The organism is Streptomyces sp. NPDC085932, assembly GCF_044540525.1.
Classification (GTDB): Bacteria; Actinomycetota; Actinomycetes; order Streptomycetales; family Streptomycetaceae; genus Streptomyces; species Streptomyces levis.
In genome coordinates, this window is the sequence record NZ_JBITSJ010000004.1 from 345,053 (window position 1) to 358,711 (window position 13,659).

Consider the following 13,659-nt stretch of genomic DNA (forward strand, 5'->3'; position numbering starts at 1 on the left):
GCGCCCTTCGCGTCGGCGCGGCCTACTTCGGCTGCGGCTTCCGCACCGACAGGTGCAGCTCCTTCAGCCGGGCCTCCTCCAGCTCCGTCGGTGCGCCCATCATCAGGTCCTGGGCGTTGCCGTTGAGCGGGAAGGCGATGGTCTCGCGGATGTTGGGCTCGTCCGCGAGGAGCATGACGATGCGGTCGACGCCGGGGGCGATGCCGCCGTGCGGCGGGGCGCCGAAGCGGAAGGCGCGCAGCATGCCCGCGAACTTCTCCTCGACGGTCTCGCGGTCGTAGCCGGCGATCTCGAAGGCCTTGAGCATGATCTCCGGCTCGTGGTTCCGGATCGCGCCGGAGGACAGCTCGACGCCGTTGCAGACGATGTCGTACTGCCAGCCCAGGATGTCGAGCGGGTCCTGGGTCTCCAGGGCCTCCAGGCCGCCCTGCGGCATGGAGAACGGGTTGTGCGAGAAGTCGATCGCGCCGGTCTCCTCGTCCTTCTCGTACATCGGGAAGTCGACGATCCAGCAGAACCGGAAGACGCCGTCCTCGAAGTGCCCGGCGCGCTTGGCCGCCTCGACCCGGACCGCGCCCATGATCTTGGAGACCTCGTCGAACTCGCCCGCGCCGAAGAAGACCGCGTGGCCGGCGGCGAGGGAGAGCCGCTTGGTGAGCTCCGCGACGTCGTCCTCGGTGAGGAACTTCGCGATCGGGCCCGACAGCGAGCCGTCCTCGCCGACGCGGACCCAGGCCAGACCCTTGGCGCCCTGCGAGACGGCGTAGTCGCCGAGCTGGTCGAAGAACTTGCGCGGCTGGGCGGAGACGTCCGGCACCGGCAGGGCGCGCACGTGCTTGCCCGCGAAGGCCTTGAACTCCGAGCCCTCGAAGATGTCGGTGATGTCGACGAGTTCGAGCTGGGCACGCAGGTCCGGCTTGTCGGAGCCGTACTTCAGCATCGCCTCGCGGAACGGGATCCGCGGGAACGGCGAGGTGACGTGACGGCCGCCGCCGAACTCCTCGAAGAGCTCGGTCATCAGCTTCTCGACGGGCTGGAAGACGTCCTCCTGCTCGACGAAGCTCATCTCGATGTCGAGCTGGTAGAACTCGCCCGGCGAACGGTCGGCGCGGGCGTCCTCGTCACGGAAGCAGGGCGCGATCTGGAAGTAGCGGTCGAAGCCGGAGATCATCAGCAGCTGCTTGAACTGCTGGGGGGCCTGCGGGAGGGCGTAGAACTTGCCCGGGTGCAGGCGGGAGGGGACGACGAAGTCGCGGGCGCCCTCGGGGGAGGTCGCGGACAGAATCGGCGTCGCCATCTCGTTGAAGCCGAGGGCCGTCATCTTGTGACGGATGGCGGAGATGACCGCCGTGCGCAGCATGATGTTGCGGTGCATGCGCTCGCGGCGCAGGTCGAGGAAGCGGTACTCCAGGCGCCGCTCCTCGTTGACGCCGTCCTCGGTGTTGATCGTGAACGGCAGCGGGGCGGCGGCGCCGAGCAGTTCGACCTCGCCGACCTCGACCTCGACCTCACCGGTCGGCAGGTCGGGGTTGATGTTCTCGGCGCCCCGGGAGACGACCTTGCCGTCGACGCGGACCGTCGACTCCTTGGAGAGCTTGTCGAGGGCCTCGTAGGCGGGGGTGCCGGGGCGGGCCACGAGCTGCGTGATGCCGTAGTGATCGCGCAGATCGATGAAGAGGATGCCGCCCAGGTCGCGCCGATTGTGCAGCCAGCCACTCAGCCGGACGTCGGTGCCGACGTCAGAGGAGCGGAGCTCGCCGCAGGTGTGGGACCTGTACCGATGCATCGTCGTTCATCCAGTCTTCGCTGATCGGGGTCTGTGTTTCACGTGAAACTGGTCCCCAGCGTACCGGGCAGGCGAAGATCGGCTCTCCCGAGTTCTCCGCGCGTGACGATCGAGCGCGCTTCCGCTTTCGGTGGCAGTGTTCGAGTGCGTCTTCTTAAAGTGGGGCAATGCGCACTGGCGAGCCCCTGCCCGCCGTGGGGGAGGCACTGGCCGCCCTCGCGACCGGCCTGTGGCACTGGGACACCGCCACCGGGCTGGTCACGGTCGACGCCGAGGCGGCACGGCTGCTCGGGCTGCCCGCCGAGCAGGTCACCCTCACCGAGGCCCAGGCCCGGGCCCGGTTGCATCCGGTCGACTGGAACGAGATCACCGGCGTGATCCAGCTGGCCGTCGCCGAGGGGACCCTCGCGGAGGTGCGGATCCGGATCATGGACGAGATGGGCCGGGTCGTCCGGGTCGTGCGCAGCCGCTCCAAGCCGGCCTTCGACCGGGCCCGCAAGGCCTACGTGCTGATCGGCACGCTCCAGGAGGTCACCGAGCCGACGCCGGGCACCCCCGCCGGGCGCAGCGCGGTCACCGGCGACTGGCGGCGCTCCCGGGAGGCGTTCCTGCTGGACGCCGGACGGGCCCTGGCCGAGGCGCGTTCCACGCAGGAGGTCCTGCGGGTCACGGCGAATCTGTCGATGCCCGGCTTCTCCCCGGACGGGCTGGCGGTGTTCGGCGTGGAGGGCGACCGGCTGACGGTCATCGGCCATCACGGGCAGCAGCGGGGCACGGAGAGCCCCTTCTCGGACATGCCGCTGGACACGGACTACCCGGCCGCCGAGGTGGTGCGGACCGGCCGGGCCCTGTATCTCTCCTCGCCCGAGCAGTACAAGGCCCGCTATCCGCTGACCTGGCCGCTCGCCGAGCGGTTCGGCCGCCGGTCCTGGGCGTTCCTGCCGCTGACCGTGGCGGGGCGCACGATGGGCGCGTGGATGGCGGCGTTCACCTACCCGGTCGCGTTCACCCCGGACGAGCGGTCCGTGCTGGCGACGGTGGCGCGGATGCTGGCGCAGGCGCTGACCCGCGCGGGGGTGGCCGAGAGCGAGCGGGCCCTGACCGACGGGCTGCAGCGCACGATGCTGCCGAGGCTCGGCTCGCAGCGCATCCCGGGCATGAGCGTCGCCGCCCGCTACGTGCCCACCGGCGGCGGCCTCCAGGTCGGCGGCGACTGGTACGACGTGATCCCGCTGCCCAGCGGGCGGTTCGCTCTGGTCATCGGGGACGTCCAGGGGCATGACGTGCGGGCGGCGGGGCTGATGGGCCAGCTGCGGATCGCCCTGCGGGCCTACGCCTCGGAGGGCCACCGCCCGGACGCGGTGCTCTCCCGCGCCTCCCGCTTCCTGCACGGCATCAGCGACGAGGACCCCTACGACCCGCGCTTCGCCACCTGTGTCTACGTGGAGGTCGACCCGGCCTCGGGGCTGCTGGACATCGCCCGGGCCGGGCACCCGGATCCGGCGATCCGGATGGCCGACGGCACGGTGCTGACCCGGCCGACCTCGGGCGGCCTGCCGCTGGGCATCGACCCGGACGCCGACTACCCCACGACCCGGCTCGCGCTGGAGCCCGGCGAGACCATGCTGATCTGCACGGACGGCCTGATCGAGACCGGCGGTCACGACCTGGACAGCGGCTGGCGGCGGCTGCGCGTGATCCTGGAGGAGCACAAGGGCGATCTGGAGGAGCTCGCCGACACCCTGGTGCAGGCCGTGCACGGGCCGTCCTCGCACCACACCACCGGTCCGCTGGCCGACCGCCGCGAGGACGACATCGCGATGCTGCTGCTGAGCCGGGACGGCGAGGGTTGCGGCTGCGGCGACACCATGGCGGCGGCACCGCCGGTGCGTCGCTCGGTGCAGACGGTCGCCCAGGCCGAGCCCGAGCGGATCGCGGTGGCCCGGCAGCAGCAGCGGGAGCTGCTGCACGACTGGGCCTCCCCCGACCAGGTCGACTCCGCCGTGCTGCTGGTGTCCGAGCTGCTGACGAACGTCCTCGTGCACACCGATTCCGACGCACTGCTGGTCACCGAGATCACCGGTGAGGTGGGGGAGCGGCGGCTGCGCATCGAGGTCACCGACGCGGGCGACGATCTGCCGCACAAGCGCAGGCCCGGGGAGCTGGCGTCCTCCGGCCGCGGCCTGGTGCTGATCGAACTGCTCGCGCACGCCTGGGGCGTCGACCCGCGCGGCGAGGGGAAGAGCATCTGGTTCGAGCTCTACGAGTCCGTGAACGGCTCGGGAGACGGTTCCTGGTCGCCGTGACCGGGCCCCGCCGTCAACACGGCGAGCCCGATACACCCTTTCGCGTGACCGCCGAGTGAGTGACGACGACGCCCTTCACACCGCCTGCACGATAAGTCCCCTGGCCGCATCCCGACCGCAGGCAAGGAATTCGCATGGGCAAGTCCGCATCCCGGGAGGACCGGGGCAAGAGGTCCTCCTTCTCGGTGTCGTACGAGGGCGGCGGCCGACGCGATCCCTCCGCCCAGGTGAAGCTGGGACGCCTGTCGTACAAGGGCCCCGCCACCGCGATGGTGGCCGTCACCGTGGTGGCCGTGCTGGGCGTGGTGGGCTACCTGTGGCTCGACGGCCGGGGCACCCCGTCCGGCGCGGGGGCCGGACCGGGCACGAGCGTGACGCCGAGTACGTCCGCGACCGCCGGCCCGGGCACGGCGTCCGCGACCACGGGCTCCACGGCGCCGCCGGCGCCCGTCGCCTCCGGTCCGTCCGCCTCCCCGCCGGGCGCCGCGGCCCCGGCGGCCGACACCGACGCGGGCGGGGTGGCCGTGCGCGAGCACCGCAAGGTGGTGCTGCGGTCCGCGGGCAATCTGGACCTGGATTTCACCAACCGGTTCTCCGACATCGCCTCTTCGATGTCGCAGAACGACGGCTGGTCCATCACCGGCGACAACGGCGATCTCGCCACCGTGGAGGGGCCGGCGACCGCCGGGAGCTGCGCCGCGGCCACCGACTTCGGTTTCACCATCGACCGGAAGAACATCCGCAAGGGCCTCACCGCCTGCGTGCTCACCGACGAGAACCGGGTCGCCTCCCTGACCGTCCTCGGCTGGCAGACGGACGACAACGGCTTGTCGTCCGTCACCATGGACGTCACCACCTGGGAGAACTCCGAGGCGCAGTGACGGCCGTCAGTCCTGCGGACCGCTCTCGGTCATGCCGTGCACGGCCGGAACCGTGCCCAGGCGGCCCTTCTGGAAGTCCTCGAAGGCCTGCATGAGCTCGTCCTTGGTGTTCATCACGAACGGGCCGTAGTGCGCCATCGGCTCGCGGATCGGCTGCCCGCCGAGCAGGACGACCTCCAGGTCCGGCGTGTGGGAGTCCTGCTTCTCGTCCGCGCGGACGGTCAGCGAGGAGCCCGCGCCGAAGACCGCGGTCTGGCCCGTGTGGACCGGCCGGCGGTCCGTGCCGACGCTGCCGCGCCCGGCCAGCACGTACGCCAGGCCGTTGAAGTCCTCGCGCCAGGGCAGGGTCAGCTCCGCGCCCGGCGCCAGCGTGGCGTGGATCATCGTGATCGGCGTGTGCGTGATGCCCGGACCCTGGTGCCCGTCCAGCTCACCGGCGATGACCCGCAGCAGCGCGCCGCCGTCGGGGGTGGTGAGCAGCTGGACCGAGCCGCCGCGGATGTCCTGGTAGCGGGGGGCCATCATCTTGTCCTTGGCCGGGAGGTTCACCCACAGCTGCAGGCCGTGGAAGAGCCCGCCGGACATCACCAGGTGCTCCGGTGGGGCCTCGATGTGCAGCAGGCCCGAGCCCGCGGTCATCCACTGGGTGTCCCCGTTGGTGATGGTGCCGCCACCGCCGTTGGAGTCCTGGTGGTCGAAGATGCCGTCGATGATGTAGGTGACGGTCTCGAAGCCGCGGTGCGGGTGCCAGGGGGTGCCCTTGGGCTCTCCCGGCGCGTACTCCACCTCGCCCATCTGGTCCATCATGATGAACGGGTCGAGGTGGCGGTAGTTGATCCCCGCGAACGCCCGGCGCACCGGGAAGCCCTCGCCTTCGAAACCGCTCGGGGCGGTCGTGACGGCGAGCACGGGACGTGCCACGGCGTCGGCGGGAGCGGTCACGCGGGGCAGCGTCAGCGGGTTCTCGACGGTCACAGCAGGCATGTCGGTTCCTCCTCGTGTACGCCCACTTTAGTTGAGCGTTGAACTTTCTGCCACCCCAAACAGAGAAAACCGGGAGGGCATTCCCGGGCGACGGCGAAGCGAACCACGCCGGACCGGCACCGCGCGAGGGCCGGTACCCCCCGGGGGGATACCGGCCCTGGCCCATCGCCCTCAGGCGGCCGGCTGGACCTCCTTGTTCTCGGCCTCGACCACGTCGGCCTTCCGGTCCCGCATCACCAGCGTGGCGACGACCGCCGCGGCCAGGACGCCGACCGCGCTGATGGCGAAGGTCGTCGACATCGAGGCGGTGAAGGCCTCCCGGGCCGCCCGCACCAGGCCCGCGTCCCCGCCGGCGACGGCGAGCGCCCCGCCGATGGACTCCCTGGCCTGCCCGGGGGCACCGGCCGGCATGGCGTCGGCGTAGCCGCTGGAGAGCAGCGAGCCGAGGATCGCGATGCCGAGGGCGGTGCCGGACTGCTGGATGGTGTCGTTGAGGGCGGAGCCGACGCCCGCCTTCTCCTCCGGGATGGTGCCCATCAGCGCGGCCACGGCGGCCGGCATGGCCAGACCGGCCCCCAGGCCCAGGATCCCGAGCGCCACGGCCGGGACCGTGAAGCCGCTGTCGGCGGTGAGCGTGGTCAGCAGCCCGAAGGAGACGGCCATCAGCAGCATCCCGCCGAGGATGACGAACCGGTTGCCCGCCTTCACGGCGAGCTGTGCCCCGGCCGCGTTGCCGGCCAGCGCGGCCACGGCCAGCGGCAGGAAGGCCAGGCCCGCCTTGATCGCGGACCAGCCGAGCACGAACTGGAGGTACTGCGTCAGCACCAGCAACAGCCCGGCGTTGCCGATCTGGACCAGGGCCAGGGAGAGCGAGCCGCCGCTGAAGTTGCGGTGCCGGAAGAGGACCAGCGGGACCATCGGCGCGCCCGTGACGTTCTGCCAGACCACGAAGCCGGCCAGGGCCGCCACCGCGCCGGCCAGGACGAGGAGGGAACGGCCCTCGAAGGCGCCGTGCTGCGGGATCTCGATGATCCACCAGACCAGGGCCGTCATGCCCACCGCCGACAACACCGCGCCCAGCGGGTCCGGCTTCTGCCAGGGCGCCTTCGACTCCGGCATCAGCAGCACGCCGGCCAGCAGCGCGAGACCGACGATCGGCACGTTGATCAGGAAGATCGCCTGCCAGGCGAAGTGGTCGATCAGCACGCCGCCGAGGACCGGGCTGCCGACCAGCCCCAGCATCGACACCGAGCCCCATGCCGCCATCGCCTTGGGCCGCTCGTCCTCGTCGAAGACGGTGATCAGGATCGACAGCGTCGACGGCATGATCAGCGCCCCGCCGACGCCCATCGCGATGCGCACCGCGATCAGCTCACCCGGCGTGGCGCAGAACACCGCCCCGAGCGAGGCCGCCCCGAACAGCAGCAGCCCGACCAGCATGACCCTGCGGCGCCCGAACCGGTCCCCGAGGCTCCCCGAGGTCAGCAGCAGCCCGGCGAAGACCAGGACGTAGGAGTCGAGGATCCACTGCGTCTCCTGGGCGCTCGCCCCGAGGTCCTCGGTCAGCGCGGGCACCGCGACCGTCAGCGCCATGTTGTCGACGACGAGCACCAGCGTGCTCAGGCACAGCACGATCAGGATCCACCAGCGGCGTGGATGGCGAGCGTCCATGTCCTCTTCCCCTCCTGCGAACACCGTTCCATCGATGCGAACACTGTACGCACAGCGGAACACCGTTCGCAACGGACGAGTTCTGTACGCTGATCGCGCACGCCGTTCGCACGAGGCCCGGAGGAGCCGCGATGAGCAGGAGCAGGACGCCGGACGGGAACCCGATCCCGTCCGTGTGGGCCCGTGAGCAGCGCCGTGCCGACCAGCCCGCGCTCAGCCGGGACGCGATCGTGCGCGAGGCGATCGCCATGCTCGACGCGGACGGTGTCGAGGCGCTCAGCATGCGCAAGCTCGGCGCCCGTCTGAACGCCGGCGCGACCTCGCTGTACCGGCACGTGGCGACGAAGGACGAGCTGATGGAACTGGCGGTGGACGAGGTGACCGCCGAGGTCCACGTCCCGCCGGCGGACAGTCCCGACTGGCGGGAGGCGGTCACCGAGGCCGCCCGGTCCTTCCGCAGGACGGCGCTACGCCATCCCTGGCTGCCACTGGTGCTGGGCCAGGCCGGGCTCGCCTACCTGGGCCCGAACTACATGAACTTCTCCGAGCGGCTCGCGGCGCTGTTCACGGCGGCCGGATTCCCCGAGCCGAGCCGTGCGATCGAGACCGTCTTCTCGTACGTCATGGGCATGAGCAGCACGGAGGCCGCCTGGCTCACCACGGTCGCCCGCTCCGGCGAGACCGAGGCCGACCTCATCGCCCGTCTCATGCCCGCGGCCCAGCGGGCCGCCGCCGGCCACGCCCACCTGGCCGTTCCGCACGCGGAGGTCGAGGAGGCCACGACCGACCCGGCCGCCCTGCGCGACATGAAGTTCGCCTACGGCCTGGACGTCGTCCTGGACGGCCTGGCCCTGCGCCTGCCGAGGAGCTGACGGCGCGGGTTCAGCCGCCCGCGGAGCGATGGCGTCTGGCCGTCCGCAGAGCGATGGCGTCTAGCCATACATCCGGCGCATCGCGAACTCGACCATCTGCTCCACGGCCTTGGCGTCGAACACCATGCGGTGCTCGCCCTCCATGTCGAGGACGAAGCCGTAGCCCGTGGGCAGCAGGTCCAGCACCTCGGCACCGGTGATCACGAAGTACTTGGACTCCTTGCCCGCGTACCGGCGCAGCTCCTTGAGCGTGCTGAACATCGGGATCACCGGCTGCTGCGTGTTGTGCAGGGCGAGGAAACCGGGGTTGTCGCCGCGCGGGCAGTACACCTTCGACGTGGCGAAGACCTGCTGGAAGTCCTCGGCCGCCATCTGTCCCGTGGTGAACGCGCGCACGGCGTCCGCGAGGGAGGGCGGGGACGGCTCGGGGTACAGCGGCGGCTGCTGCCCGTACCCGCCGGACATCGGCTGCTGCGGAGGGGCGTACTGCGCTTGCGGGCCCGCTGTCTGGTCGTAGCCGTACATGAGCGCAAGCGTACCGAGAGCGGCCGGGCGGGCGGGCCGGTATCCGGCCCCCGGAAACCGACAGCGACTTGACAGCCGCGGGCCCGTGGATCGCCGGGGCCACCGCTCGTAGCGTCGAGTCATGGACGGACGCCACGACGAGGGCCCGCACGAGCACGACCGGGGCCTGACCCACGACCTGCCCGTGCTCGCGCGGCGCAGGATGATCCGGCTGATGGCGGGCGCGGGCCTGGTCCCGCTGGTGGGCTGCACCGCCGACGGCAAGCCCCCGGCGTCGGCCTCGCCCTCCGGGCCGGCGTGCGCGGAGATCCCGCAGGAGACGGCCGGGCCCTTCCCCGGGGACGGCTCGAACGGGGTGAACGTGCTGAAGGAGAGCGGCGTGGTGCGCAGCGACATCACCCGCAGCTTCGGCCGGTCCGCGGGCGGCACCGCGCGGGGGGTGCCGCTGACGGTCACCCTCACGGTGGTGGACGCCGCCTCCGGCTGCGGGACCCCGAAGCGCGGCGCGGCCGTCTACGTCTGGCACTGCGACCGGGCCGGCGCCTACTCCCTGTACTCGGACGGGGTCACCGAGGAGAACTATCTGCGGGGGGTGCAGGAGACGGACGACCAGGGCCGGGCCACGTTCACCAGCGTCTTCCCCGGCTGCTACCAGGGCCGCTGGCCGCACGTCCACTTCGAGGTCTTCGGCAGCCTCGCCGACGCCACGGCGGCCGGCTCGGTCACCGGCACCTCGCAGCTCGCCTTCCCCCGGGAGGTCTGCGAGGCGGTGTACGCGACGGAGGGCTACGAGCGGAGCGTGACGCACCTGAGCGGTCTGTCGATCGAGACGGACGGCGTCTTCGGCGACGGCCACGACCAGCAGCTCGCCACGGTCATGGGCGGCGTGGACGAGGGCTTCAGGGCGTCGCTGACCGTGCCGGTATGAGCCACGCGTCACAGATGACCGGATCGGGGTTGCCTCTTATTACCGACGGGTAGCATCATGTGTAGCTACTTGTTGGTACGTGAACTAGCGCGAGGATCCAGTGCCTCGCCGATCTCTCTACGGAGCCGGGAGCCGTCGCCATGGGGCACTACAAGTCGAATCTCCGCGACATCGAGTTCAACCTCTTCGAAGTACTCGGGCGCGACAAGGTCTACGGCACCGGCCCGTTCGAGGAGATGGACGTCGAGACCGCCAAGAGCATCCTGGAGGAGCTGACCCGCCTCTCGGAGAACGAGCTGGCCGAGTCCTTCGCCGACGCCGACCGCAACCCGCCGGTCTTCGACCCGGAGACCAGCACCGCCCCGGTCCCGGCGTCCTTCAAGAAGAGCTACCAGGCCTTCATGGACTCCGAGTACTGGCGCCTCGGCCTGCCCGAGGAGATCGGCGGCACCACCGCGCCCCGCTCCCTCATCTGGGCCTACGCCGAGCTGATCCTGGGCGCCAACCCGGCCGTGTGGATGTACTCCTCGGGCCCGGCCTTCGCCGGCATCCTCTTCGAGGAGGGCAACGAGGTCCAGAAGCACATAGCCAAGATCGCCACGGAGAAGCAGTGGGGCTCCACCATGGTCCTCACCGAGCCCGACGCGGGCTCCGACGTGGGCGCCGGCCGCACCAAGGCCGTGCAGCAGGAGGACGGCTCCTGGCACATCGAGGGCGTGAAGCGCTTCATCACCTCCGGTGAGCACGACATGTCGGAGAACATCCTCCACTACGTGCTGGCCCGCCCCGAGGGCGCGGGACCCGGCACCAAGGGCCTGTCCCTGTTCCTCGTCCCGAAGTACCTCTTCGACTTCGAGACCGGCGAGCTGGGCGAGCGCAACGGCGTCTACGCCACCAACGTCGAGCACAAGATGGGCCTGAAGGCCTCCAACACCTGCGAGATGACCTTCGGCGACCAGCACCCCGCCAAGGGCTGGCTGATCGGCGACAAGCACGACGGCATCCGCCAGATGTTCCGCATCATCGAGTTCGCCCGCATGATGGTCGGCACGAAGGCGATCTCCACGCTGTCGACCGGCTACCTGAACGCGCTGGAGTACGCCAAGGAGCGCGTCCAGGGCCCGGACCTGGCCAACTTCATGGACAAGACCGCGCCCAAGGTCACCATCACCCACCACCCGGACGTGCGCCGCTCGCTGATGACGCAGAAGGCGTACGCGGAGGGCATGCGCGCCCTGGTGATGTACACCGCCTCGATCCAGGACGCCATCCAGATCAAGGAGGCCGCCGGCGAGGACGCCACCGCCGAGCACGCGCTGAACGACCTGCTCCTGCCGATCGTCAAGGGCTACGGCTCCGAGAAGGGCTACGAGCAGCTCGCCCAGTCGCTGCAGACCTTCGGCGGCTCCGGCTTCCTCCAGGAGTACCCGATCGAGCAGTACATCCGGGACTCCAAGATCGACACCCTCTACGAGGGCACCACGGCCATCCAGGGCCAGGACTTCTTCTTCCGCAAGATCGTCCGCAACCAGGGCGCCGCGCTGAACTCCCTGGCCGAGGACATCAAGAAGTTCCTGGCGCTCGGCACCGGCGGCGAGGAGCTGGCGGGCGCCCGCGAGCACCTGGCCAAGGCGGCCGTGGAGCTGGAGGCGATCGTCGGCCTGATGCTGACCGACCTCGCGGCCACCGAGCAGGACGTCAAGAACATCTACAAGGTCGGGCTGAACACCACCCGCCTGCTGATGGCCTCCGGTGACGTCGTCGTCGGCTACCTGCTGCTCAAGGGCGCCGCGATCGCCGCCGAAAAGCTGGAGACCGCCTCCGCCAAGGACAAGGCCTTCTACACCGGCAAGATCGCCGCCGCGAAGTTCTTCGCCGCCAACGTCCTGCCGGGCGTCACGCTGGCCCGCAAGGTCGCCGAGGGCGTCGAGCTGGACCTGATGGAGCTGGACGAGGCCGCGTTCTGATCCGCACGCCCTTCGCACGAGGGCCCGTTCCCCTGCACCGGGAACGGGCCCTCGTCCGTCGTTAAGGTGAAGGCATGACCGAACCAGCGCGCTTCGACCGCGGCCACACCGACGACCTCATGACCTTCCTGGCGGCCAGCCCCACGCCGTACCACGCCGTGGCGAACGCCGCCGAGCGGCTGGAGAAGGCCGGCTTCCGGCAGGTCGCCGAGACGGACGCCTGGGACGGGACGAGCGGCGGCAAGTACGTACTGCGCGGCGGCGCGATCGTCGCCTGGTACGTGCCGGAGGGCGCCGCGCCGCACACGCCGTTCCGCATCGTCGGCGCCCACACCGACTCCCCCAACCTGCGCGTCAAGCCGCTCCCCGACACCGGGGCGCACGGCTGGCGCCAGGTGGCCGTGGAGATCTACGGCGGGCCGCTGCTCAACTCCTGGCTCGACCGCGACCTCGGCATCGCCGGCCGCCTCACCCTGCGCGACGGCTCCACGCGCCTGGTCGACGTGGACCGGCCGCTGCTGCGCGTCCCGCAGCTCGCCATCCACCTGGACCGCTCGGTGACGGCCGACGGCCTCAAGCTGGACAAGCAGCGGCACATGCAGCCCGTGTGGGGTCTCGGCCGCGACGTGCGCGACGGCGACCTGATCGCCTTCCTGGAGGAGACCGCCGGCATCCCAGCGGGCGAGGTCACCGGCTGGGACCTGATGACGCACTCCGTGGAACCGCCCGCCTACCTGGGCCGCGACCGCGAACTGCTCGCCGGACCGCGCATGGACAACCTGCTCTCGGTGCACGCCGGCACGGCCGCGCTCGCCGCCGTCGCCTCGTCGTCCTCGCAGCCGGCGTCCATCCCCGTCCTGGCCGCCTTCGACCACGAGGAGAACGGCTCCCAGTCGGACACCGGCGCGGACGGGCCGCTCCTCGGCAACGTGCTGGAACGCTCGGTCTTCGCACGGGGCGGCTCCTTCGAGGACCGGGCGCGCGCCTTCGCCGGCACCGTCTGCCTGTCCTCGGACACGGGCCACGCCGTCCACCCCAACTACGCGGAGCGGCACGACCCGACGCACCACCCGCGCGTCAACGGCGGCCCGATCCTCAAGGTCAACGTCAACAACCGCTACGCCACGGACGGTTCGGGCCGCGCGGAGTTCACGGCGGCCTGCGAGGCGGCGGACGTGCCGTTCCAGTCGTTCGTCTCCAACAACTCCATGCCCTGCGGCACCACGATCGGCCCGATCACCGCCGCCCGGCACGGCATCCGGACGGTCGACATCGGCGTCGCCATCCTGTCGATGCACAGCGTCCGCGAACTGTGCGGCGCCGACGACCCGTTCCTGCTGGCGAACGCCCTGACGGCGTTTCTGGAGCGGTAGCCGGCGGCGTCCCGCGGAGGTGGAACGGGCCGCGGCCGCATGGGTGTTCGCCCCCGGGGTACCCGGTGTTCCGGGACCGGACCGACCGGACCGTACAGGGAGGCGACACACATGGGCCTCGGCGGATGCATCATCCTCATCGCCGTGGGAGCCATCCTCACGTTCGCGACCGACTGGGACATGGAGGGGGTCAACCTCGACCTGGTCGGAGTCATTTTCATGATCGTCGGACTGATTGGCGTCACGGTCTTCAGCAGCATCTACCGGCGCAGGCGCGTGGTCGTGCCACCGTCGGCGGGCGTCGTCGACGACCCGGCCGCCCACCAGCGCCGCGACGGCTACAACGGCGGGTACGGGGTGTGACGC

The 13,659-nt window shown here is 71.0% G+C and carries 11 protein-coding genes; 7 read left to right on the forward strand and 4 right to left on the reverse strand.

Annotation, left to right across the window (positions count from 1 at the left end):
* Positions 1-22: 22 nt before the first annotated feature.
* Complete coding sequence (aspS, locus tag ACIGAQ_RS21850; protein ID WP_362276064.1) at positions 23-1,786, reverse strand: aspartate--tRNA ligase; 1,764 nt, start codon at positions 1,784-1,786, stop codon at positions 23-25.
* 167 nt (positions 1,787-1,953) lie between these two features.
* On the opposite strand from aspS, the gene ACIGAQ_RS21855 reads away from it, so the two are divergent.
* Both ACIGAQ_RS21855 and ACIGAQ_RS21860 read left to right on the forward strand, forming a co-directional pair.
* The gene (locus ACIGAQ_RS21855) at positions 1,954-4,092 is read left to right on the forward strand and encodes a SpoIIE family protein phosphatase (RefSeq protein WP_399785173.1); all 2,139 of its coding nucleotides are present in this window, start codon (positions 1,954-1,956) and stop codon (positions 4,090-4,092) included.
* 134 nt (positions 4,093-4,226) lie between these two features.
* Positions 4,227-4,973, forward strand: coding sequence for a hypothetical protein (locus ACIGAQ_RS21860; protein WP_399785176.1), 747 nt, complete (start codon positions 4,227-4,229; stop codon positions 4,971-4,973).
* 6 nt (positions 4,974-4,979) lie between these two features.
* Here the strand turns inward: ACIGAQ_RS21860 and ACIGAQ_RS21865 are convergent, their stop codons facing one another.
* Entirely contained in the window at positions 4,980-5,957 is a 978-nt protein-coding gene (locus ACIGAQ_RS21865) for a pirin family protein (RefSeq protein ID WP_311682443.1), read from the reverse strand.
* A gap of 171 nt (positions 5,958-6,128) precedes the next feature.
* Positions 6,129-7,628, reverse strand: coding sequence for an MFS transporter (locus ACIGAQ_RS21870; protein ID WP_399785179.1), 1,500 nt, complete (start codon positions 7,626-7,628; stop codon positions 6,129-6,131).
* 131 nt (positions 7,629-7,759) lie between these two features.
* On the opposite strand from ACIGAQ_RS21870, the gene ACIGAQ_RS21875 reads away from it, so the two are divergent.
* Positions 7,760-8,500: a TetR/AcrR family transcriptional regulator C-terminal domain-containing protein gene (locus ACIGAQ_RS21875; protein ID WP_399785182.1), complete on the forward strand. Its 741-nt coding sequence runs from the start codon at positions 7,760-7,762 to the stop codon at positions 8,498-8,500.
* A 60-nt stretch (positions 8,501-8,560) separates the two neighbouring features.
* On the opposite strand, the gene ACIGAQ_RS21880 is transcribed toward ACIGAQ_RS21875, so the two are convergent.
* On the reverse strand, positions 8,561-9,025 hold the full coding sequence (locus ACIGAQ_RS21880; RefSeq protein WP_094057835.1) for an SseB family protein: 465 nt from the start codon (positions 9,023-9,025) through the stop codon (positions 8,561-8,563).
* A 121-nt stretch (positions 9,026-9,146) separates the two neighbouring features.
* On the opposite strand from ACIGAQ_RS21880, the gene ACIGAQ_RS21885 reads away from it, so the two are divergent.
* The 4 genes from ACIGAQ_RS21885 to ACIGAQ_RS21900 all read left to right on the forward strand — a co-directional run bounded on the left by ACIGAQ_RS21885 (position 9,147) and on the right by ACIGAQ_RS21900 (position 13,656).
* A complete protein-coding gene (locus tag ACIGAQ_RS21885; protein ID WP_399785186.1) occupies positions 9,147-9,953 on the forward strand; it encodes an intradiol ring-cleavage dioxygenase in 807 nt (268 codons plus the stop codon).
* A 140-nt stretch (positions 9,954-10,093) separates the two neighbouring features.
* Positions 10,094-11,920 (forward strand): acyl-CoA dehydrogenase, encoded by a 1,827-nt coding sequence (locus ACIGAQ_RS21890; protein ID WP_399785189.1) that lies wholly within the window; start codon positions 10,094-10,096, stop codon positions 11,918-11,920.
* 74 nt (positions 11,921-11,994) lie between these two features.
* Entirely contained in the window at positions 11,995-13,293 is a 1,299-nt protein-coding gene (locus tag ACIGAQ_RS21895) for a M18 family aminopeptidase (RefSeq protein WP_362276045.1), read from the forward strand.
* A 111-nt stretch (positions 13,294-13,404) separates the two neighbouring features.
* The gene (locus tag ACIGAQ_RS21900; RefSeq protein WP_311682453.1) at positions 13,405-13,656 is read left to right on the forward strand and encodes a DUF6458 family protein; all 252 of its coding nucleotides are present in this window, start codon (positions 13,405-13,407) and stop codon (positions 13,654-13,656) included.
* The last annotated feature ends 3 nt before the right edge of the window (positions 13,657-13,659 follow it).